This window comes from Anaerocolumna sp. AGMB13025 (genome assembly GCF_029689925.1).
Taxonomy (GTDB): domain Bacteria; phylum Bacillota; class Clostridia; order Lachnospirales; family Lachnospiraceae; genus Anaerocolumna.
On the sequence record NZ_CP121445.1, the window covers coordinates 4,073,950 to 4,096,586 of the forward strand.

Consider the following 22,637-nt stretch of genomic DNA (forward strand, 5'->3'; position numbering starts at 1 on the left):
TTAGTCAAGAAGTCAGCCTATTATAATTAACTATTATAATTACGTATTATCGTTTATGTTCCGTGAAGACCGAATCCACTACTTACACATCTGACATCTGCTGCAGGCACTTGGAGCCGCCGCCAGTCCGCCAAGTGCGGTTTCTCTTAGTTCATGGGGGATACTGCGTCCTACACTATACATTACGGATACCGCTTCATCAAAGGGGACAATGTTCTTAATGCTGCTAAGTGCAATTTCAGAACTTACCAAAGCGTTGGATACCCCCATAGCATTTCTCTGCTGGCAGGGTGCTTCCACAAGACCTCCTATCGGGTCACAAACAAGACCTAACAGATTTGCGATAGCCCCAGTAGCCCCATGCAGGCACTGTCTTGGTGATCCACCCATTAATTCTGTTATGGCCGAAGCCGCCATGGCTGAAGCAGATCCGACCTCTGCCTGGCAGCCGCCCTCCGCACCTGCTACGGTTGCATTATAGGCAATGAGATAACCGATTGCACCGGCATTAAACAAGGCTTTTACCATTTCTTCATCCGTAAACTCCATCTCTTCCTGAACCGCAAGGAAGGCACCCGGTATCACCCCGGAAGATCCGGCGGTAGGAGCTGCCACAATCAAGCCCATGGAACTGTTCACTTCAAGGACTCCCATAGCATATGAGATCGCTTTTGACATCAGGGTTCCGCATACCGGTGTTTTACCTGATAGTCTCCTCTCATTAAGCTTTGCAGATTCACCGCCAATTAAGCCCCCCATGGATACAATATCCCCCTTTAAGGCAGCCTTAGCAGAATTCTTCATAATGGACCAGGCATGATCCATTCTTTTCATAACTTCATCCCTGTCAGCTCCAAGATCTTCTACTTCCCTTAAAATCATTGCTTCTGAGATCGTTATATTTTTTTCATCACATATTTTTAAAAGTTCCTGACCTAACTTAAAATTCATACAAAACTCCCGTCTGCGCGCTAAAGCGCGCATAATTTCAGGATGTCAAAAACCGCTCTTTGTTTTTGATTTACTCCCGTCTGCGCGCTTTTGCATCTCTGCGCTTTTGTGCACTGCCTTACAGCTTTTCAATTAAAAAAGCATTGAATACACTGTTCAGTTCCTCAATTTTATCAATAACATCCTCATCAATGGGCTGATCGGTTTCAATAATGGAATATGCTATGGTACCTTTATTCTCTCTATATAATTTCATAAAAGCAATATTGATATCAAATTTACTTAATATATTGGTAACTCCTGCAACAACTCCCGGCAGGTCCTTATGTCTGATTACCAGAGTATGGTAATCACCGGATAAATCAATTTCAACTCCGTTAATTTTCTTGATAACTGCCCGGCCTCCGCCTATGGAGATACCAGTGACAGAGGTTTCCTCATTCTCCTCATCAGTTATAATAATATCCACCGTATTGGGATGAATGTCCGGTTTTCCGATATTAGTCTCAAATACATAATACAGTCCGGTCTCTTTGGCGTGTGCAAAGGATTCCTTGATTCTGTAATCCTCTGTATCAAACCCAAGCATACCAGCTACTAGGGCACGATCCGTACCATGTCCCTGATAAGTCTGGGCAAAAGAACCATACAGGATGAATTTAACCTGTTTTATGGGTCTTTTAACCATGTTCCGAGCCAGTCTGGCAATCCTTAAAGCTCCCGCAGTATGGGAACTGGAAGGACCGATCATATTAGGCCCGATAATATCAAAAACGCTCATTTCCTTAGATGCGTACATTTTTTGACCTGTTAAAGTTTAAATTAATTATAACTTTAACATACTCCTTTCTTATTCCTAGTATTTTACACAAACAAGCTTTTCATGAGCCATTGAGTAAAAACTTTACTTTCTTTCGTAATAATAATTGAAAATCACTATTAGTTACAAATCAAACTTCGCAGTTATTTTGGTCTTGGTATGCTTGATAAAATCAGCAAGGAAGATGTTTAGAAAGCATTGATTATATTATGTTTTCAATTTAGCTTTAGGGCTGATTTTATCAAGTGTTTTTAAGTTTATTAACTGCAAAGTTTGTGTTACTAACATAAAGGATTACTGCTATAAAATAACTTCATTTCATACTAACAATATTCCAGATTAACATCCCTTTAAAATAAACTCACCTTTATATCTTACCATTCCACTAATTATTTATCAATGACCACCCACTCTAAAAAATCAAAACTATTTTTCAGCAATCGAAATAAGGAGTCTGTCTCAACAGACTCTAGGCTGACGCGCTGTCACATCAGTGACACCTTCTTCTTAAAGCTAAGGCGCATCCTGCCGGAGTGCTTTTTATTTTACAGAATAGTGCTAAGAACTTTCCTCGTATGAAAAAGTAAAAAAAACTCCCATGCCTTAGCATAAGAGTTTTACGTTAATTTTATTATGTAAATACAAAATTTCAATTAGCAGGACATCCTTTGTCCCGGTTTAGATGTCTTATAAATCTTAGAAAGGCTTCTTTTCCTTCTTCCGTACGTTTATAAACACCTGCATGCTCTAATACCGTAGAAAATACCAGTCCGATTTCCTTTTCTATTATGCCGTCAATCGTTTCCTTTGATAGATCCGGGTATTCAGGCAGGAATTTTTCTACCCAAGCCTTATGTTTAGCCGTCATTTCACTAGAATCTAAGTCTGTTCCCGAAAGAATATAGTCTTTTAACACTTCCATCTCTTCTTTTAATCTTGAAGGAAGTACTGCCAGTCCCATAACTTCGATTAGTCCAATATTTTCTTTCTTAATATGATGGAGTTCTGCATGAGGATGATAAACTCCAAAAGGATGCTCTTTTGTAGTTACATTATTGCGTAATACCAGGTCAAGTTCATATACTTCCCCTGCTTTTCTGGCAATCGGAGTTATGGTATTGTGAGGTTCATATCCCTTTTTCTCTTCAGTAGAACTATTTTGCACTTCTTCTGCGGTCAAAAGGGCTCCGTCAGGAGCTGAAAAACCATAGACAAAGGCTTCTTTATCCGTATATCCTCGCCAACTGGTTAAGATATAATCTCCCAATTCAATTAAAGGCTCCGGTTGTTCTGCATTTAGTCTTATAACAGACATGGGCCATTTAACAATTCCGGCTTCTACCCCTTCAAACCCCTTAATCGTAAAGGTTGTTTCAACCGGTGCTTTTGCCATAGCAAATTCATAATTCCCCCCTTGAAAATGGTCATGGGTAAGTATGGAACCACCGACAATAGGTAGGTCCGCATTGGAACCAACAAAATAATGGGGAAACAGCTTCACAAAATCAAACAATTTGCGGAAGGCTTCCTTATCGATTTTCATAGGTGTATGATTGGAGTTGAATACAATACAGTGTTCGTTATAATAAACATAAGGAGAATATTGAAATCCCCATTCCTGGTTATTGATTTGTACCGGTATTACCCTGTGGTTCTGTCTTGCAGGATGATTGACCCTGCCGGCATATCCTTCATTCTCCTTGCATAAAAGGCATTTCGGATAACCGCTTTGTTTCATTAACTTGGCGGCAGCAATTGCTTTGGGGTCTTTCTCAGGTTTGGATAAATTAATTGTAATATCAATATCACCGTATTCTGTTTTCGTTATCCATTTAATATCCTTATTAATTCGGTAACGCCTAATGTAATCCGAATCCTGGCTTAACTTATAATAATAGTCCGTTGCCTTTTTCGGGCTTTCCTTGTATAAATCCCTAAATAAGCCGATAACCTGGGAAGGTCTTGGCACAAGAAGTCCCATTATCTTTGTATCGAATAAATCCCGGTATACAATACTGTTTTCCGTTAAGATTTTCTGCTCATAAGCATAATCCAGGAGCCCTTTTAAAATTTCTTCCAGAGAGATCTCTCCATAAGACAAATCCTCTTTAAATTCTTCCAATTGAAATAATTCCAGCAGCTGGTTTATGGTGTATACCTTATCTTCTTGTGTTATCAGCTCTGTTTGTAAACCATATTGAACAAGAGCTGTTATGTATTGATTAATCATGTACTGTCCTCCAGCCCTCCGCCAAAACCCGTACTAACCTTTACGGCAGGGGATTAATAACTGTTATATAAATAACCTATCAATCCGCCCCCCACAAGTTACTCGGGTCCGGTATCAGACATAAACTTCTGCGTCTTTATTTTGTCATTATATATTATAACCTGACTTATCTCTTTACTAAATTAGTCTGCCTTATATCCGTTTGGATGGGACTTATGCCATTTCCAGGCGTCTGCTATAATTTCTTCAATATCTTCATATTGGGGTTTCCAGCCTAAAACTGTTTTGGCTTTTTCACTGGAAGCAATAAGCTTGGCGGGATCTCCGGCTCTTCTAGGCGTTACTACGGCAGGAATTGGTGAAGCCGTAATTTTTCTTGCTGCGTCAATCACTTCATTCACAGTAAAACCTACACCGTTGCCAAGGTTAAAGATATTGCTTTCCTTGCCTTCCATCAGATACTTAACCGCTAATATATGAGCCGCCGCTAAATCCGTAACATGGATATAATCCCTGATACAGGTGCCGTCCTTAGTATCGTAATCATCACCGTATACACTGATAGATTCCCGCTTACCGTTAGGTACCTGAAGAATTAAAGGAATCAGATGAGATTCCGGATTGTGGGCTTCTCCTATAGTTCCGCTTTTGTGGGCACCACAGGCATTAAAGTAACGTAAGGATACGTAACGCAGACCGTGAGCCTTATCTACCCATTTAAACATTTTCTCCATGGATAGTTTGGTTTCTCCGTAAGTATTGGTAGGTTCAGTTTTATCCGTTTCAAGAATCGGAACCCGGTCCGGTTCGCCGTAAGTTGCTGCAGTGGAGGAAAATACGATTTTTTTAATATCATGGGCAACCATGGACTCTAAGAGTACTTTAGTGCCGCATAGATTGTTATCATAATATTTTAGGGGGTTAGTCATACTCTCCCCTACCAGGGAGTTAGCAGCAAAATGAATTACCGCATCAATCTTCTCCTGCTCAAATACACTGTCTATAAATGAGCGGTTTCTGATATCTCCTTGATAAAAACGGGCTTTTTCATGAACGGCCTCTTTATATCCTGTCTCTAAATTATCCACAACTACTACATCCTGTCCCTGGTCAATCAATTCATAAACGGTATGGGAACCAATATATCCGGCTCCGCCTAATACTAAAACTGTCATAATAAAACCTCCTGTTTTCTTTATAATAATCTATATTCTGCTCGGACCATTTCCGATGTCAACTACATAAAAGTCAGCTTTATAGCCTATCTTATTTTCATAGGTTTTACCAACATTCTCGATAAATTCCTGTACATACCCTTCTTCTACAATACTTACGGTACAGCCGCCAAAGCCCGCTCCTGTCATTCTGGAACCGATTACCCCCTTCTGTGTCCAGGCAGTTTCCACTAAGGTATCCAGTTCTATACCGGTAACTTCATAATCATCCCGAAGGGAAACATGGGAAGCATTCATTAACTGCCCAAATTCAGCTATGTCATTTGCCTTAAGGGCTTTTACCGCTTTTATGGTTCTCTGGTTCTCATATACGGCATGTTTCGCTCTTTTCACACGAACCGGGTCGCCTATTGCCTTTTTATGTGCTTCAAATTCCTCTTCTGTTAAGTCACCAAGGCTTTCTATTGTAAGTACTGTCTTTAACTCCTTTAAGGCTTCTTCGCATTCGCTTCTTCTTTCATTATATTTAGAATCACCAAGACCTCTCTTTTTATTACTGGAGGCAATAACAATCTTAGCATTCTCTAATTTGATCGGTGCATATTCGCATGCCAGGTTACTGGTATCCAAAAAGATGGCATTGTCTTTTTTGCCCATTGCCACTGCAAACTGATCCATAATTCCGCAGTTTACTCCGATAAATTTGTTCTCTGCAAACTGACTGATTAAAGCAAGCTCAAGCATGTAAAAGTTTAACTGGAATAATTCCTTTAGTATATATCCGGTTAAAACTTCCAAGGAAGCAGAGGAGGATAAACCGGAAGCATTAGGTATATTGCCAAAATAAAGTACATCCATACCTTCTTCTATTTCATATCCTCTGTGTTTTAATGCCCAGATTACCCCTTTGGGGTAATTCGCCCAGTCATCTTCCTTTTTATATGTGAGCTCCAATATAGAAGAAGTAATTATACCAAGGTGTTCAAAATTCATGGAATAAAAGCGCAAGGTTTTATCTTTTCTCTTTCTTACTGCTGCATAAGTACCGATTGTAAGTGCACAGGGAAAAACGTGTCCGCCATTATAATCTGTATGTTCTCCGATAAGATTTACACGTCCCGGAGCAAAAAAAGTCTGTATTTCTCCATCGTTTCCAAATATTTCGCTGAATTTCTCCAATATTTTTTCTTTCATATAATACTCCTTTATTTTATTTAGGTGTTATTTTGGTGTTTTATTTTATTGTTTTCTATCGGCGTTTTATATAGCTGTTGCCAGCTATTATTATCTATAGAAGTTAGTTTATCTGCCTATTTTGCAAATACAAATTTCATTCGGATATTCTGTGCATAATCCCCAAAGCAATCCCCGAAGAGATTTACTCCGCCAATGTGCTTTGCATCCTCTTTCATCCCAATTCGAACGGATATATAGGCATTTTCTGACAGCCGGTAATCTCCTATGGATAAAGAGCTGATCCGATTATCATCTAAATAGGTTCCCTGCTCCGTTAATATCCAGGTTTTTAATTCACCATACTGGGTATTCTTATCTGGCCACCATTCCGGGTTTAATTTACCTCTCCTGCCGCCAAAGTCACCAGGACAGTTCCAGGTACCGGCTTCCACTCCATTAATCCAGACCGTTATGTCAGAAGGAAAATCAAAATTATATTCATGATCCTCCGAACAAAGCTCCATAGATAATTCCATTCGTTGTTCCTTGCGTTCTGTCAACACATTGTTAGGAAAACGGTATTCCACATAACCCTTGCCAAACCACAATAGTTTTGCCTTAGTCCGGTCAGGATTATAAAAGCACTTGGGTTCATCCTCTTCATCAATAGGTCCTTTTTCACTGACTATGCCGCAGGTTGGCTCCACATAATAATCTACAAAGTTACCAATGGGCATATTAATGATTTCTGATTCCTCCTCCTGTTTGGTAGATAAATCCACCAAAAAACCCTCTAACTGCCTGGAGCAGACCTTCATAGAACCTCTTACTGCCGGTTTTAAGCTGGTCTTTATAAGACCCGCTTCTTCTAACGCTTTCACATGGGCAGCAGCAGAAGACTGTGGTAATTTAAGCCGTTCTGAGATTTCATTAATATTTAATTCTCCCCTGCATAACAGCCGTAATATATCGATTCTTATCTCTGCCGACAATGCCCTGGCTAACAATGCAAGCTGTTCTTTATTATCCAAATCCAATTGTAGGGTTTTATTCAAATTTTTTGCTCCTTTGCATTGTTTTCATTTATAACAGATTTTTTGTTATAAATCAATTTTTCTGTTTTAATTGTATCACATATTTATTTAAATGAAAAGTAGTTTTTATTTTTTTATATTGAGTTTGAAACTTTAAAATTAAAAGTCCGGTTCTGCCTTTATGTTCTGATTTTAGTATCTGGTATAAAGTTATAGTTATTCATTTTGCATAGATTGGCATTATAAGCAAAAAAGGCGAATACCCATGTCTCTAATTCTGACATTGGTATTCGCCTTTTAGATTTTATTCAACTGAGTCAGTATAAAAAAATAAATTTGTTTCAAAATTAATAGTCTTACATCGACGGTATTTTATTTACTGGCAAACATATCTTTAAGCGAACTAATTACATTACTTCTTTATTTTGCTTTACTTAGTTTTATTAAAAATGCCGCCATAGGACCAAAAATAAAAATTAACATTACCGGTAAACCCCAAACCTGCAACGGCTTTGCCATAGAAGAATTAATCGTTATAAAAGCGAATATGATTACAATAACTCCTTTTAAGGTGACAATCATATGCTTTAATAGTTGATATACCTGATCTCTGTTCTTATCGGTTACCTTTACGCCCGTATTCCAAATACCAGGAAACGCTTCCAGAACCGTTATACCTATGTATAAAATAAGAGCAAGGATAGGGCAAACCCATAGTTCACTTTTATTTCCCCACCGGTCAACTGATCCGGTGAAATCATAATGACCTGGAATTTGATCTGGGATATTGCCCCAGTTTATTATTAAGTATAGGAACGTCCCTATTAACGTAATCATACTTATAATATTAACGGCAATATCGTATTTTGTCTTTTTAATCTTATGATTCATATTAAGAACACTCTCCCTTCTTGTAGGTATTCCTTAGTATAACATAACTGAACGAAGTGTGGTATAGTGTAAAAAGCTAAATCATCTTTTTATATAGCGGCTTAATGTAAGTCAGCTTAATGTAGTCCAGGCTTAATGTAGGTCAGCCGACATGCTTAAAGTATGTGTTTGATTAATTCAAACATGTATATTGAGTTTATTTATTTCCTTAACAGCCGTTGTTGATAGCATACTTGCTTCAGCTTCGCTGATTTTATGTTCGGAAGTATCCTTGCGGGTAGGGTCTGTATTCTGATCAATAAAGTCCTTGATATGTTGGTCAAGTAGGATGGAAGGTTTTGCTCCGGTCCGTTTCAAAAGTTCTGCAAGCAGTTTTGGATTTCCACCGTCTGCTCCACCGCTGATGGAAAGAAAGCCGTATGCTTTAGAACTTGATTTTATAGTGCGTAGATAAGGCCTAAGGGGCGATGCAATATGCCCCATCCAGACAGGGGCAAAAAAGAGGACAAGGTCATACGAATCCAATGCCTTAGGGGCAGGATTTACTTTGGGTATCCGATTGAAAATCATGTCCAGTATAAGCTTCCCCATTGTCATGGGTTTTTGCGTAGTGATTTTTTTGTGCTCAACGGATAACGCCTGAGCCACACACGCTGCAAGCTTATCATTGTTGTCGGTATAAGAATAAGAAACGACTGCTATTTTCATTATATTTTTCCTTTCACAAATTATTGTTCAGCCTGTTTTAGTGCATTTTCCAATGCTTTTAAATGGGCTTTTGAGGTTAATGTTGCTCCGCTGATTGTATCCACCTGTAACGTTTCGTTCTCCTTAACTTTTTGGAACAGGTCATTCATTGTCATTCCATCTTTTAACTCCGCGGGGTTACCCTCCTTATCCAGAGCACCTTTTAGTATCGTTATATCTGTAATTTCACCCCCGGATATAGTGACTTTAACCGTTGCGTTTCTTGAACTTCCTTTCGTTCCGGCGTATTCACCGATATAGGTTCCATCCCGCAACTGTGTAAAATCAACCTTACCAATTACGAGGGACTTAAGCTCCTGCCGATTAGGAGCATCCGCAAAAAATGCAATTATTAATCCCAGTATCGCTACCACTGCGACAATCAAAAAAACGAATCTGAATTTAAATTTCTTATTACTTGTTTTTAAAGCCGCCATTTTGTCCTCCATTATTCCAATGTGATTTTTATATGCTGGTTTTTGTCCGATTCATCTGCCTCTGCCAAGAGGCAGGGCAGGGTCAATTCGCCGTTTTCAAGAGCAGCAAGAATCCCATCTATATCAACATCCTTTAAGCGTTGCAGCTCATCTTCGGCACTTCCTTTCTTTTTTGAATGCTCTGCCTTCTGCCCAAACTTTAGTCCCATCTTTGCTATAAAGTAAGGTATGCGTACATTGGTGGTCAAAACACCGTTTTCTGTAACCTCGATGCGTATTCCTTGAGGTTTAACAGGCTTCACTTTTTTCTTGTTTTCCATTTTTCCTCCCATTGCATATCGCAGGTTTACCTGCGATACTGCCACAATGAAATAGGTTGAAAGAATCATGCTGTGGCATCCTTTCAATTTTTTAGATTTTCTTTCAACCTTCCTCCTATAATTAATTGAATGAATATTATGTCATTCGTTCATATTGTGACTAAAAAACAGAACTACTCCTTTAATTATTCGTTACAGTCCATTAGACCTTTCATAATAAGCTCCGTCATAAGATGCAGCAACTCCGGAAAATACTCAATACCAATTTCCTCCTTGTGAGTATCCACATTAATGACGGCCGCAAAAACCAGCATAATCATCTTGCTGTCTATGTCTTTGCGAATTTTATCCTGCTTTTGCCAAAGTGTTATGAGTTCTAAAAAATTGTCATATAAAAAATCTACGGTATCAATGCCGTTTTCCTCCCGATAGACTTGTTCCAGCTTTTCGAACACACTTTTATTGTACCATTCCCGTAAAATGGGATTTGACTTTATTCCTGCAACATTCAGCTTAATCATCTGGTCAATTACTTTTATAGGCGGTTGCTCTAAGTTAAGGGACTGAAAACAGGCTTGTTTCATCTTAGCGTTTTCTTCCAGAAAAATGTCCATAAAGAGTTTTTCTTTCGAAGAATAATAATTATAAAAGGTTCCCACCGCCATACCGGCTATTTTTGTAATTTCAGAAATATTAGTTTCCTTAAATCCTTTTGTACTGAACAACTTCTTTGCGCTATCATAAATAACACTCTTTTTATCTTCCACAGTATGACCTCCAGTTAAGATGTAAAAATGAATGAATATTTTTATTTTCATTCATATTATAGCCCAAATAAGGTAATATGTCAATACGACTAATAAAAGACAGGGCATGTTCTATTATATTTAAACATTACCCTGTCTTTTAACATTTTACCTGCTTAAAGCCTCTTTCAACTTAATTATATAATATTATCTGTTGATTTATATTAATAAGGTTAAATTCTTCCCAAATTCCCACTAGTACTTATGAGTACTTATGGGTCCCCTATTTTATTTGAGAGTGAAATTGGTATATAATCCACTACAAGACCTTCATAAAAAGATACCGTATGATTTTTCTATTATTTTCTCGCTGGCATAAGATGAATAGCCATCCCTTCAATATCCTCCACGGCTTCTGTTATGGCTTCGTTATAGGTAGGGTGGGGTCTTATGACAGAGGCCATATCCCTTACGGTTAAGCCATTTACGATTGCCGATGCGAACTCTCCGATCATATCTGTTGCTCTGGCACATATGATCTGGGCACCTAACAGCTTATGGGTGCTGGCGTCGCTGATTACCTTGACATAACTTCTTTCGTCCATGGACAACAGGGTTTTAGCATTACCGGACATGGGATATTTGCCGGTCTTTACCGTATATCCTTTTTGTACCGCTTCTTCTTCGCTAAGACCTGCTACCGCTACTTCCGGTGAGGTATAGATACAGGAAGGAATTATCTCCAGATTAATTGACTGAGTAAGTCCGCACATCTTCTCAACTGCTGCAATTCCCTGCGCCGCGGCTGCATGAGCCAGTTGAGTACCTTTAATTAGATCGCCGATAGCATAGATTCCCTTTACACTTGTTTCAAAATCCGTATTTACCTTTATTTTATCCCTGTCCATTTCAAGGGAAAATCCTGCTTTAAATAAACCGTCTGTATTAGCCTTACGACCGGTTGAAACCAGTATACCCTCTGCGGTTACGGTTTTTAAGGTGCCGCCTTCTTCGTAATTGCAGCTTAATCCTTCCTCCTCCCAGATTTTAACTACCTTGGATTTGGCATGAATTTTTATACCCCTTTTCTTAAGATTCATTGCCACACTCTGGGAAACTTCCCTTTCAAGAAGCGGTAGTATTCTATCTGCTGCCTCCAGGATTTCCACTTCGCAGCCAAATTCCTGATAAATAGTAGCAAATTCTACCCCAATAACCCCACCACCAATAATCAAGAGCTTTTTATATAATTTTTCTGGTTTATTCAGGAGTTCATCACTGGTTACTACATTAGGCAAAGTTATCCCTTCTATCTCTGGGAGATAGGGTAGGGAGCCTGCTGCAAGGAGTATTTTATCTGCGGATAATTCATAGCTCTCCGGAGATTTTTCTGCTTCCCCGCTGTTTGGCATAATATGGAGAATGCCAGGAGCAGCAATGGTGGCGGTTCCATTTATTACAGTTATCTTATTTGCCTTTAACAATCCACCTATTCCATCTCTTATTTTACCTACTACTTCCTCTTTTCTGTCGTATATCTTATCCATATTAAGCTGAACATCTTTAAGCTCGATTCCGAATTTCTCAAAACTCAGGGCTTCTTGATATAGATGGGAGCTGTGCATAATTGTTTTGGTAGGAATGCAGCCTCTGTTCAAACAAGTGCCGCCGATTTCCCGACTTTCAATCAGAACTGTTTTTAAGCCTGCTTGTGAAGCTTTAATGGCTGCCGTATATCCTCCCGGTCCTGCCCCGATGATCGCCAGATCATATTTTTCTTCCATACTTTCCTCTTTTCCGAACCAATTTCTAATCTTGGTCTAATCATTTAAGCCTTTTAAGCCTTATAATTCCAAAAGATAAATAATTACTTTTGAATGAATAATGTAGATGTATCTATTCAAAATTGCTCGCTAAAATATCTTTTGACATTCCGTCTTTATCTTTATTATCTTTATTAAAAGGCTGCTGCAAAAAACAAATTTGCCGCAGCCTAAGTTACTCATTACTTAGTAATCAAATGCCTTCATCTTTCAAAAGTCCGATGATATCTTCCCTGATTTCTTCCGTAACAGACTCGTTGACTTCCAGTTCCTTTAAGCGCTTAATCATACTTTCCATACTGAACACGCAATTCTTAAAACACTCTGTAAGCCTGCCGATCAACCAGATGTCCATAGCGTCTGAATAAGCCATGCACTCCGTGATAATACCTGCTTCAACATGAAACTCAAGATCAATGTTACCCCATTGGAACCTTCTTTCCAATGCATAATTAAATTCTATTTTCCTGCCGAATTTCCATTCCCAGGAGGCATATTTTTTAGTCAAAGCTGTTATTTCAGAACTATCAAGATTGGACGTATTAAGAGGAGCTGCTTCTCTTTCATAAACTTCGGAAAAAGCTTCGATTAACGCCTGTTTCATAGTATCTACGTTCAGCTCCCTGTTATATTCCGATAAGTTAATGACCCTTGATTTTACGGAATCCACACCTTTTGATACTAACTTTTCACGGGATACATTTAAGTATTTTGAGAGGTTTTCCATATCCACCTGGATTAATATGGTACCGTGATGATAGGAATGTCTGCCGTCTGTATAAAAGGCATTGCCGGAGAATTTTCTTCCGTCTACGGTTATATCATTACGTCCGGTCTTTTCTGCTGGTATGGAGAATTTATTAACAGCTTTTATAATTACTTCCAGTTGTTTATCCAGGTCATAATCCTCTTTATTTACCACAAAGGTAAAATTAAGATTCCCAAGGTCGTGAAATACCGCTCCGCCCCCGGATAACCTGCGGACTAAGGTTCCGCCGTCCTCCTCTAACTCCTTTGTCCTGCATTCCTTCCAGGGATTCTGGTTTTTACCGATTACCACTGTTTTCTCATTCTGCCATAAATATAGGATAGCCTCACCTTCATCCACATGTGTAACCAGATATTCTTCCAGGGCAAGGTTATGATGCGGGTCATATTCCATACTGTATATATATTTTATATTGTTAATCACTCGTTACCTCTTTCTTAAGTCCAATCTAAACCTACTAAATACATAACAGGCAGATACAAAAGTAAAAATTATTTACTTGGCTAAGATTTCAGCCCACTTTCAAAGGATCTGCAATTGCATCATCCCCTCCAACCCAATCGAAAAGGCTGCCTTAAACAGGCTCAGACTACATTAAAATTGATAGCGTAATACCGGGTTTCTGGCTGCTGTTACTTCATCCGGCCGTCCTATTGGCGTATTTTTCGGAGATTCCAAAAGGGACCCTGGATCACTTTTTGCTTTCTCATAGATTTCTTTTAAAACAGCAATTACCTTATCCATGGTTTCTTTGGATTCCGTCTCCGTAGGTTCTAACATAAGGGCTTCATGAACAATTAACGGAAAATACATAGTCGGCGGGTGAATACCGTAATCCAGGAGTGTTTTTGCAATGTCCAGAGCTGAAACTTTGGCTTCTTTTTTCAGTTCCTCCAGACTCATGACAAATTCATGCATGCAGGGACCTTCAAATGGCATATAGTAGGTATCTTTTAATTGATTCATCATATAGTTCGCATTTAGAACCGCATTTTCCGAAGCATTTTTAAGGCCCTCTCTGCCCAGGGTCAGAATATAGGTTAAGGCTCTGACTACCACTAAAAAATTACCATAGAAATTCTTGACCCTTCCAATTGACAGTTCTTTGTACCGTTCCAATCCAAATACACCGTCCCTGTCAGTCCCTATTACCCTTGGAGTCGGCAGATATTTTTCGAGTAAAGCCTTACAGCCTACCGGTCCGCCGCCTGGACCACCACCGCCATGAGGGGTGGAAAAGGTTTTATGGAGATTAATATGGATCACATCAAATCCCATATCACCCGGTCTTGCGATTCCCATAATTGGGTTTAAATTTGCCCCGTCATAATAAGTCAGACCGCCGGCTTCATGGACAATCCTTGTAATTTCCAGAATGTTTTTATCGAACAGTCCAACTGTATTGGGATTGGTAAGCATAAATCCAGCCGTATCTTCTCCCACTGCTTTTTTTAATTCCTCAAGGTCAACATAACCGTCTTTGGTAGAGGATATATTAACAACAGAATAACCAGCCATTGCAGCACTTGCAGGATTGGTTCCGTGAGCCGAATCCGGTACAATGATCTTGGTACGTTTATTATCCCCCCGCTCATTATGATATGCCCGTATCAACTGAAGCCCCGTAAATTCTCCGTGAGCGCCGGCAGCGGGCTGGAAACTCATATTGTCCATACCGGTAATTTCACACAGATATTCTTCTGCAAGTTTTAAAACCTCCAGACATCCCTGTATGGAATGTTCCGGCTGCAGGGGATGAACACCTGCAAAACCAGGAAGTTTTGAAATTTCTTCATTAATCTTTGGGTTGTATTTCATCGTACAGGAACCCAGAGGATAAAAACCGTTATTAATTCCATAAGTCCGGCTGGCTAACTCCGTATAATGCCTGCTGATATCCGTTTCTGATATTTCCGGCAAATGAAGTTCTATCTCACGCAGATACTTTCCCTCTGCTTCTACTACAGGTACGTCGCAGGATGGCAGTACTTCACAGCCTCTTCCTTTTACGCTTTTCTCAAAGATCAGTTCCATTAACCTTCCACCTCCTGCAAAATAGATATAAGTGAATCTATCTCTTCTTTCGTGTTCATCTCTGTCGCACACCAGAGAATCTGCCCTGCATTCTCACCCCGTAAGGGTAACCCGCCAAGAATCCCCTGTTGTTCCAGTTTCTTCATGACTTTAGCCGTATCACCTTTACAGGTGGTAACAAATTCATTAAAATACTCACCCTTATAAATAAGACCATACCCTTCCAGCTCACCTAATCGCTTTGCCAGGTAATGAGCTTTTGACATACTAAGAGTTGCTGCCTGAGTCAGTCCTTTCTTACCCATGGTACTTAAATACACCGAGGCTGATAAGGCGCATAAAGCCTCATTGGAACAAATATTACTCGATGCTTTTTCTCTTCTGATGTGCTGTTCTCTGGCCTGAAGGGTAAGAACGAAGGCTCTTCTTCCCTGACTGTCTTTTGTTTCACCGACAATCCTTCCCGGTAATTTGCGCATCATTTTTTCCGTTGCAGCCATAAAGCCCAGATATGGTCCGCCAAAGGATAAGGGTATTCCAAGAGGCTGACCTTCCCCAACCGCAATATCAGCACCATATTCCCCGGGGGTTTTTAATATACCAAGTGCAATGGGATTACAGCTCATAATAAACTTAGCGCCCTGGCTATCCGCAATCTTTTTAACCTCTTCACAATCTTCAAGCTGACCGAAGAAATTAGGCTGCTGAATCAATATACAGGAGGTGTCCTCCCCAGTTAATTCTTTTAGTTTTTCTAAGTCAGTCTTTCCCTCTTTGTGAGGTACAACAATGATTTTAGTATCTGTACCGCAGCAGTAGGTTTTTATAGTTTCAAGAATCTCTGCATTTACCGCACCGGAGATGACTGCCGTATTCTTTTTTCTTTCCCTGCACATGATAACTGCTTCCGCTGCCGCACTGGCACCGTCATATACAGACGCATTGGCTACATCAAGACCCGTAAGTTCACAGATCATAGTCTGGAATTCAAAGATCGCCTGCAAAGTTCCCTGGCTGATTTCAGCCTGATAAGGAGTATAAGCAGTTACAAACTCTTCTTTTGCGGTAATCTGTTTTACAAGAGAGGGAATATAGTGGTTATAGGCCCCGCTACCTCTAAAGATACTGGTAAATACTTTATTCTTCTCGGAAATCTTAGTTAGTTTCTGTCTTACTTCCATTTCCGTTAAACCCTCCGGTAACTTTAAGGCACGATTTAACCTTACTTCTTCCGGAATGGTACAAAAGAGGTCTTCCATCTTCTCATAACCCATGGAGTTTAGCATGGACTGCTGCTCTTTTATCGTATTTGGCACGTATGTCCCCATGTTTTATTCCTCCTCTTTAATAAATTCCTCGTATTCTTCCTCAGTTAAAAGTTCTTCCCTTTCCGTAATATTCTCAACTTCAACAAACCAGGCCTCATAAGGGTCGGTATTAATTAATTCCGGCTGATCCAATAACGCTTCATTAATTGCCTTAACTGTTCCGGTAACTGGGCTATATACATTAGAAACTGCCTTAACCGATTCCACATCTGCAAAGCCTTCTTCTACCCCTACTTCATCTCCTTCTTCCGGAAGATTTACAAATACAAGATCTCCAAGTTCCTTCTGAGCAAAATCCGTAAGACCTACCTTTGCCGTTGTTTCATCTAAAAACTGTACCCATTCGTGTGTTTTTGTAAATAATAAGTTTTTCATTTTTATACCCCGCCACAATAAACCTGTTGGATGAATCGTATTGTGGCATCCTTTCAATTTTAATATTTTCGATTAACATCCCGTCTTAAGAATAGAAACACTTTGGGAGATGCTTCTATTTTAAGATGCTTCTATTTTAGCTTTCAACTTCTACCTTTTTTCGTCATTTGCAGCTATTATCTTTTATAAAAGGGCAATGCTGTTACTTCTGCTTCTATCTTTCTGCCTCTAACCTCTATACTTAGTTTCGTTCCCGTAATAGAATATTCCGACTCGATTAAAGCCATGGCAACTGGATATCCAAGATAAGGACAATGGGTACCCGAGGTCGTGATTCCGATCTGTTTATTCTCAAAAAAAACAGGACATTCTTCCCTTGCAATTCCTCTTCCGGTAATCCTAAGCCCGACTCTCTTCCTTTTCAGTTCTCCTCTGGCTTCCATTCCGCTTTTGCCGATAAAGTCCCCTTTGCCAAATTTAACTGCAAATCCTAATCCGGTTTCAAGGGGTGATATCGTATCGTTCATTTCATGACCGTATAATGGCATAGCAGCCTCAAGGCGAAGGGTATCTCTGGCTCCCAGCCCGCAGGGAATCAAGCCGTCTTCCCTTCCAGTTTCCAACAGGGCATTCCATAAGTTCTTGGCATCTTCCGGCTTACAATACAGTTCGTAGCCTTCTTCTCCGGTATAGCCGGTTTTTGAAATCAGACAGGATATACCATTTACCTTCCCTTGTTCCACAAAACTGTAATACTTAACCGGCAGTTCAGAAACTTCTGTAAGTTTTAACATAATTTCTTTTGCTTTGGGACCCTGCAGGGCTAATTGGGCAACTTCCTCAGAGATATCCTTAAATGTAACCCTTCCCGTCAAATGATTCTTTATCCATTCCACATCCTTTAACCGGTTGGCGGCATTGATGACTAACAGATAGTTTTCCTGGTTTAATTTGTATACCAGTAAATCGTCCACTACGCCTCCGGTTTCATTACACATAGGGCTGTATTTCACCTGACCGTCATACATCTGGCTGCAGTCATTGGTAACCAGCCTCTGCACATTAAGTAACGCATCTTCACCGGTAAGTGTTACTTCACCCATATGGGACACATCAAATAAGCCTGCCGCCTGACGTACTGCCATATGCTCCGTGATTACACCGCTTTCATATTGAACCGGCAGTAAATACCCTGCAAAGGGTACGATTTTTCCCCTACATTGTACATGACAATCGTAAAGAGGTGTTTTTAACTCCATAATTTCCTCCATCTGCCGCATTCGCGGCACGGTTTTACTTATTCCCCGGAATACTATATTTATTCCGAAGCGTTATGTAAGATTTCCGATTATTCAATAGTCTTAAGGAATATGTGGTTTGCAGGCTTAACAGAATATGCCCCCTGCCTGGATAGGCTTTTTATTTAAATGCAATAAAAAAAGACGTACTGAATAATCAATACGCCTCTGTTGATTTACCTGAAAGATTCCTCTATGGATTACAAACATAAAGTTGCTTCGTCGGTGCCACATCGCTTTCCAGAGTATCGTCCAGAATTGGTCCTTTTGCCTGAGAGTTATTGCGAATCACCTTCGGCGCTGCGATAAATTAGTTATTATCACAGTCTCTCCCAATTCCTTCATCCGAATTTTTATTTAATTTTAATATGTCAGGACCAATAAGTCAATATAATTTTAGTACTAATTGCATTTAGGCAACTAACAATTAATATTTCGATTCAGCTATACGGTGGTAGGTATCCAATTAATCAATGAGCCCAAATCCCCAGTCCGGATTGGGATAGACCAAATTATTGTATCTGGTTGCCGTACTGGTTATGATATAACGGACTATGGTACTGCTCATATTGGGTAAAAAACCGTTTACAATCCCCCATTCCAAAAGTCCTGCAGCAACACCTGCCCCATGGGCAGAGGCCATGCTGGTACCGGAAAAAGGCAGAAACCGATTGTCGATGGTTGGTGCTAAAATATTCACACCAGGTGCCGCCACATCCGGTTTAGGCAAATTAATCGAGGTAAACCCTTTACTGGCATCATAATCCAGAATTCGGTCAACCGGATTATAGGAGGTTGTGGTTATGGTATTAAAACCATTTCCTGGAAGACATATCGTTGTATATGGATTTGAGTAATTAAAATAGGTTTCCTCCGAAATAAAGTTTCTGATCGGCAGCCAAATGTTAAACCGATTCACCAGATCATCCGTCCCGCTTATGCGAAACTTCCATTTACCTTTGAGGACATTTTTAAAGCGGAACAAAATTAATTGCTCCTCCGAATAGGCTTCACTTACAAAATTATCAATATAAATCGTTGTTGAACCAAAGACAACAACCGAATTACTTTGTCCTACAAAATTATTTGAAACATTATATACAAATTCACCTGTAGGCCCATAAATATCCATGGTTACAATACTAGGCTGGTTACCCCATAATTCCATAGCAAAGTTTTTATCTCTCTCACCTACATTAAGCTCCACCATATCATAGTAATTAGGCGGTACAATTTCTCCGTAATAATGGTGTCTCTGACTTCCTTCATTACCTGCCGCCAGAACAATTGCATTTCCAGGTATCTCCCCAATTTCTAACAGGTAATTACTCATAATATCTTCTCCCTTATGGGATCCCTGGGAGGAACCGATTCCTAAGCAGATAGCGATTGGCCGGTTCAAGCTGGTTGCCTTACTTAGCAGATAACTAATCCCCATCATAATATCACTTTCCTGAAAACAGATAGCATCCTCAGGTATACCGAAAAAGTCCATTAAATTAGCTTTTGCCGGTTTTAATTTTACAATCAATAACTCTGCATTGATTGCAACACCGGCAAAATTGCTATTCTCGTCATATAACCCTGCTGCTATGCCAGCCATTGCTGTTCCTTCACCGATGGTATCCATACTGGGTACAACATCAAAAGGATTCAGAGAATTTAAAGCCTCGTTAATCTGCTCTCTGGTATACTCTGTCCCATAAAAATAATTCGGGGGATAACTGGTATCACTGTCTATCGATTGATCCCAGATTGCGGCAATTTTTGTGGTATTATCCGGATAACGAAATATCGGGTTAGTGTAAATGATACCTGTATCCACTAATCCGACCAAGACTCCGTTGCCCGTTATATTATCCTCCGGCAGTCTTCGGACTGTATATGCATTTTCGCCATCATCAGGAAAAAAAGTCATTAGCCCATAGCATTTTGGAATGGCAACATATCCGAAGCGGCTCATGCTTTGTTCCGTTAATTCACTGACAGGAATATGCAGTACCGCATATTTATCATTAATGAAATTATAAGATACCCCCGGATTTTTTTCCAAATAGTCCAAACTTCTCTTATATTCGACTAATAAATCCGCAAAATCATTGCTTATAATTTTATATCTTTCATTTTCGTTCATATTCGACCAATAAGATTTATTCTTATTGTAATCTATGTTAGTTCAAATGAAATGTTACTCGATATTTTAATATATCTTTTGATTAACATAAATTACATAAAAACTCGGTTTATTATCCATAATAATCAAATAATTAAAGCCTATTATGAGAAATAAAATTTTATTTGTGATTAAAATTGAAATTTTATTTGACATTGTATAAAGAACTTGTTATAATAACAAAAATATAAAAAACAAGAGCGATGACAAGGAGTAGTACATACTTACCGAAAGCACAGAGAGAAGATGGTTGGTGCGAATCTTCCTGGAGAGAGTATTGGAAGTAGCCTTTGAGCTGTGAACCGAACAATTTGACATTAAGTAGGCTTCACCGGAGTTTCCGCCGTTAAAAGGAAAGCAGTATCAGATATAGTCTTACTTATATCCCGTACTGACAAAGCGCAGGGAGCAATCCCTGAATTTAGGTGGTAACACGGACACAATTGTTCGCCCTAAGCTGATTAATCAGCTTAGGGCTTTTTTTTATGTATTCTATACAGAATGATTGCAGAAAGGAGTATTTTTATGAAAGTGCCAGGTACCAAATTATTCGTAAAAGCATTAAAAGAGGAGGGTGTAACCACTTTGTTCGGTTACCCCGGCGGGTGCGCAATTGATTTATTTGATGAATTGTATAAGCAAACTGATATTGAACTGATCTTGCCAAGACATGAACAGGCTCTAATCCATGCCGCTGACGGCTATGCCCGTTCAACCGGTAAAGTCGGTGTATGCTTAGTTACTAGCGGTCCCGGTGCAACCAATCTGGTAACTGGAATTGCAACGGCAAACTATGATAGTGTACCATTGGTATGTTTTACCGGTCAGGTGCCGACTCATTTGATCGGTAATGATGCTTTTCAGGAAGTTGATATAATCGGTATTACCAGAAGTATCTGCAAATACGGCATAACCGTCAGGAAAAGGGAAGATTTAGGGAGAATCATAAAAGAGGCTTTTTATATCGCTTCCACCGGTAAGCCAGGTCCGGTTATCGTTGATCTTCCAAAGGATATCATGTTAGAACAAGGCAGCGATATCTATCCAAAGGAAGTAAATATCAGAAGTTATAAACCGAATCAAAAGGTACACACCGGTCAGTTAAAAAAAGCCCTTGATATGCTAAAAAACGCTGAAAAACCAGTTTTATTAGCCGGTGGAGGGGTTGTGATAGCTAAGGCCCGCAAGGCATTTACCCAACTAGCCGAATCCATGAAGGTACCTGTCGTTACAACCATAATGGGTAAAGGAGCTATTGATACAGACCATCCGCTTTACGTTGGAAATATCGGCATGCATGGCAGTTATGCAGCCAATCAGGCAATCAGCGAATGTGACCTTCTCTTCTCTATTGGTACCAGATTCAATGACCGGATTACCGGAATGCTTGTTGATTTCGCGCCAAAGGCTAAAATTGTCCACATTGACATAGATTCCGCTTCAATTTCAAAAAATGTAGTAGTGGATATACCCATTGTGGCCGATGCAAAGCAGGCAATCGAAAAAATGTTGGAGGAAATTGATATAAAAGAGGCTGAGAAAGGAACAGACTTTGCTTCCGGTAATAACTTTACTGCGGGCTCCTGGCTGTTACAGATACAATCCTGGAAGGAAGAACATCCTTTAAGGATGGCTGATAATAAAGGGATTACTCCTCAGAAAATAATCGACACCATTAATGGGCTGTTTCCATCTGCCATCATTGTTACGGATGTTGGTCAGCATCAGATGTGGACTACACAGTTTTTACAATTAAAAGAGGGAAAACAGCTCTTAACCTCCGGCGGTCTTGGTACCATGGGATATGGTTTCCCCGGGGCAATCGGTGCTAAGCTTGGGAACCCCAAAACACCTGTTATCTGCATCTCAGGGGACGGCGGAATGCAGATGAATATCCAGGAAATGGCCACTGCTGTAGCACAGGAGCTGCCGCTGATTTTATGTATCTTTAATAACAGCAGTTTAGGCATGGTACGCCAGCTGCAAAAACTATTTTATGGCAATCGTTACTCTTCCACCTGTCTGCGTTCGAGAAAAAACTGTAATAAACACTGCGGCGGTGCTAATAGTCAGTGTCCTGTATATTCACCTGATTTTATAAAACTTGCAGAGAGCTATGGAGCCTACGGTATCCGGATTGAAGAGGAAAAAGATATCGAATCCGCATTTTTACAGGCAATGAAAAATAAACAGGCTCCCACTGTTTTAGAATTTATCATAGATAGTGAAGAACTGGTATTGCCCATGGTACAAGGCGGCAAACCCCTAAACCACATGATACTGGACTGTTAAATGCTGCCAGCAGCATTT

Annotated in this window: 19 protein-coding genes, 2 riboswitches and 1 other annotated feature; of the genes, 1 reads left to right on the top strand and 18 read right to left on the bottom strand. The window is 39.7% G+C overall.

What is annotated here, in order from left to right; genetic code table 11:
* Positions 1 to 78: 78 nt before the first annotated feature.
* From sdaAA to QA584_RS16905, 18 genes are all read right to left on the bottom strand, one after another.
* A complete protein-coding gene (gene sdaAA / locus QA584_RS16820; RefSeq protein ID WP_278270221.1) occupies positions 79 to 951 on the bottom strand; it encodes an L-serine ammonia-lyase, iron-sulfur-dependent, subunit alpha in 873 nt (290 codons plus the stop codon).
* A 118-nt stretch (positions 952 to 1,069) separates the two neighbouring features.
* The gene (gene sdaAB / locus QA584_RS16825; protein WP_278270222.1) at positions 1,070 to 1,750 is read right to left on the bottom strand and encodes an L-serine ammonia-lyase, iron-sulfur-dependent subunit beta; all 681 of its coding nucleotides are present in this window, start codon (positions 1,748 to 1,750) and stop codon (positions 1,070 to 1,072) included.
* 670 nt (positions 1,751 to 2,420) lie between these two features.
* Positions 2,421 to 4,001, bottom strand: a complete 1,581-nt coding sequence (locus QA584_RS16830) for a UDP-glucose--hexose-1-phosphate uridylyltransferase (RefSeq protein ID WP_278270223.1) — start codon at positions 3,999 to 4,001, stop codon at positions 2,421 to 2,423.
* 182 nt (positions 4,002 to 4,183) lie between these two features.
* On the bottom strand, positions 4,184 to 5,176 hold the full coding sequence (gene galE, locus QA584_RS16835; protein ID WP_278270224.1) for a UDP-glucose 4-epimerase GalE: 993 nt from the start codon (positions 5,174 to 5,176) through the stop codon (positions 4,184 to 4,186).
* Positions 5,177 to 5,206: 30 nt separating this feature from the next.
* Positions 5,207 to 6,370, bottom strand: coding sequence for a galactokinase (locus tag QA584_RS16840; RefSeq protein WP_278270225.1), 1,164 nt, complete (start codon positions 6,368 to 6,370; stop codon positions 5,207 to 5,209).
* A 116-nt stretch (positions 6,371 to 6,486) separates the two neighbouring features.
* Positions 6,487 to 7,407, bottom strand: a complete 921-nt coding sequence (locus QA584_RS16845) for an ArsR/SmtB family transcription factor (protein WP_278270227.1) — start codon at positions 7,405 to 7,407, stop codon at positions 6,487 to 6,489.
* Positions 7,408 to 7,806: 399 nt separating this feature from the next.
* Positions 7,807 to 8,277 (bottom strand): DUF1648 domain-containing protein, encoded by a 471-nt coding sequence (locus QA584_RS16850; RefSeq protein WP_278270228.1) that lies wholly within the window; start codon positions 8,275 to 8,277, stop codon positions 7,807 to 7,809.
* Positions 8,278 to 8,454: 177 nt separating this feature from the next.
* Positions 8,455 to 8,985, bottom strand: a complete 531-nt coding sequence (locus QA584_RS16855; protein WP_278270229.1) for a flavodoxin family protein — start codon at positions 8,983 to 8,985, stop codon at positions 8,455 to 8,457.
* Positions 8,986 to 9,005: 20 nt separating this feature from the next.
* The gene (locus QA584_RS16860; protein WP_278270250.1) at positions 9,006 to 9,461 is read right to left on the bottom strand and encodes an FMN-binding protein; all 456 of its coding nucleotides are present in this window, start codon (positions 9,459 to 9,461) and stop codon (positions 9,006 to 9,008) included.
* An 11-nt stretch (positions 9,462 to 9,472) separates the two neighbouring features.
* Entirely contained in the window at positions 9,473 to 9,781 is a 309-nt protein-coding gene (locus tag QA584_RS16865) for a hypothetical protein (RefSeq protein WP_278270251.1), read from the bottom strand.
* A gap of 185 nt (positions 9,782 to 9,966) precedes the next feature.
* Positions 9,967 to 10,548 (bottom strand): TetR/AcrR family transcriptional regulator, encoded by a 582-nt coding sequence (locus tag QA584_RS16870; protein ID WP_278270252.1) that lies wholly within the window; start codon positions 10,546 to 10,548, stop codon positions 9,967 to 9,969.
* A 338-nt stretch (positions 10,549 to 10,886) separates the two neighbouring features.
* Positions 10,887 to 12,311 (bottom strand): dihydrolipoyl dehydrogenase, encoded by a 1,425-nt coding sequence (gene lpdA / locus QA584_RS16875; RefSeq protein ID WP_278270253.1) that lies wholly within the window; start codon positions 12,309 to 12,311, stop codon positions 10,887 to 10,889.
* A gap of 232 nt (positions 12,312 to 12,543) precedes the next feature.
* On the bottom strand, positions 12,544 to 13,542 hold the full coding sequence (locus tag QA584_RS16880; protein ID WP_278270255.1) for a lipoate--protein ligase: 999 nt from the start codon (positions 13,540 to 13,542) through the stop codon (positions 12,544 to 12,546).
* A 171-nt stretch (positions 13,543 to 13,713) separates the two neighbouring features.
* Positions 13,714 to 15,153, bottom strand: a complete 1,440-nt coding sequence (gcvPB, locus tag QA584_RS16885) for an aminomethyl-transferring glycine dehydrogenase subunit GcvPB (protein ID WP_278270257.1) — start codon at positions 15,151 to 15,153, stop codon at positions 13,714 to 13,716.
* Entirely contained in the window at positions 15,153 to 16,481 is a 1,329-nt protein-coding gene (gcvPA, locus tag QA584_RS16890; protein WP_278270258.1) for an aminomethyl-transferring glycine dehydrogenase subunit GcvPA, read from the bottom strand. The genes gcvPB and gcvPA overlap by 1 nt, the downstream gene beginning before the upstream one ends.
* Before the next feature lie 3 nt (positions 16,482 to 16,484).
* A complete protein-coding gene (gene gcvH, locus QA584_RS16895) occupies positions 16,485 to 16,856 on the bottom strand; it encodes a glycine cleavage system protein GcvH (RefSeq protein WP_331487656.1) in 372 nt (123 codons plus the stop codon).
* A 176-nt stretch (positions 16,857 to 17,032) separates the two neighbouring features.
* Positions 17,033 to 18,115, bottom strand: coding sequence for a glycine cleavage system aminomethyltransferase GcvT (gcvT, locus tag QA584_RS16900; RefSeq protein WP_278270259.1), 1,083 nt, complete (start codon positions 18,113 to 18,115; stop codon positions 17,033 to 17,035).
* A gap of 205 nt (positions 18,116 to 18,320) precedes the next feature.
* A riboswitch (glycine riboswitch) is annotated at positions 18,321 to 18,400 on the bottom strand.
* A 3-nt stretch (positions 18,401 to 18,403) separates the two neighbouring features.
* Positions 18,404 to 18,499, bottom strand: a riboswitch (glycine riboswitch).
* Between the two features lie 121 nt (positions 18,500 to 18,620).
* On the bottom strand, positions 18,621 to 20,288 hold the full coding sequence (locus QA584_RS16905; protein ID WP_278270260.1) for a S8 family peptidase: 1,668 nt from the start codon (positions 20,286 to 20,288) through the stop codon (positions 18,621 to 18,623).
* Positions 20,289 to 20,521: 233 nt separating this feature from the next.
* Positions 20,522 to 20,785 (top strand) — a binding site (T-box leader).
* Positions 20,786 to 20,852: 67 nt separating this feature from the next.
* On the opposite strand from QA584_RS16905, the gene ilvB reads away from it, so the two are divergent.
* Positions 20,853 to 22,619, top strand: coding sequence for a biosynthetic-type acetolactate synthase large subunit (gene ilvB, locus QA584_RS16910; RefSeq protein ID WP_278270261.1), 1,767 nt, complete (start codon positions 20,853 to 20,855; stop codon positions 22,617 to 22,619).
* Positions 22,620 to 22,637: the final 18 nt, after the last annotated feature.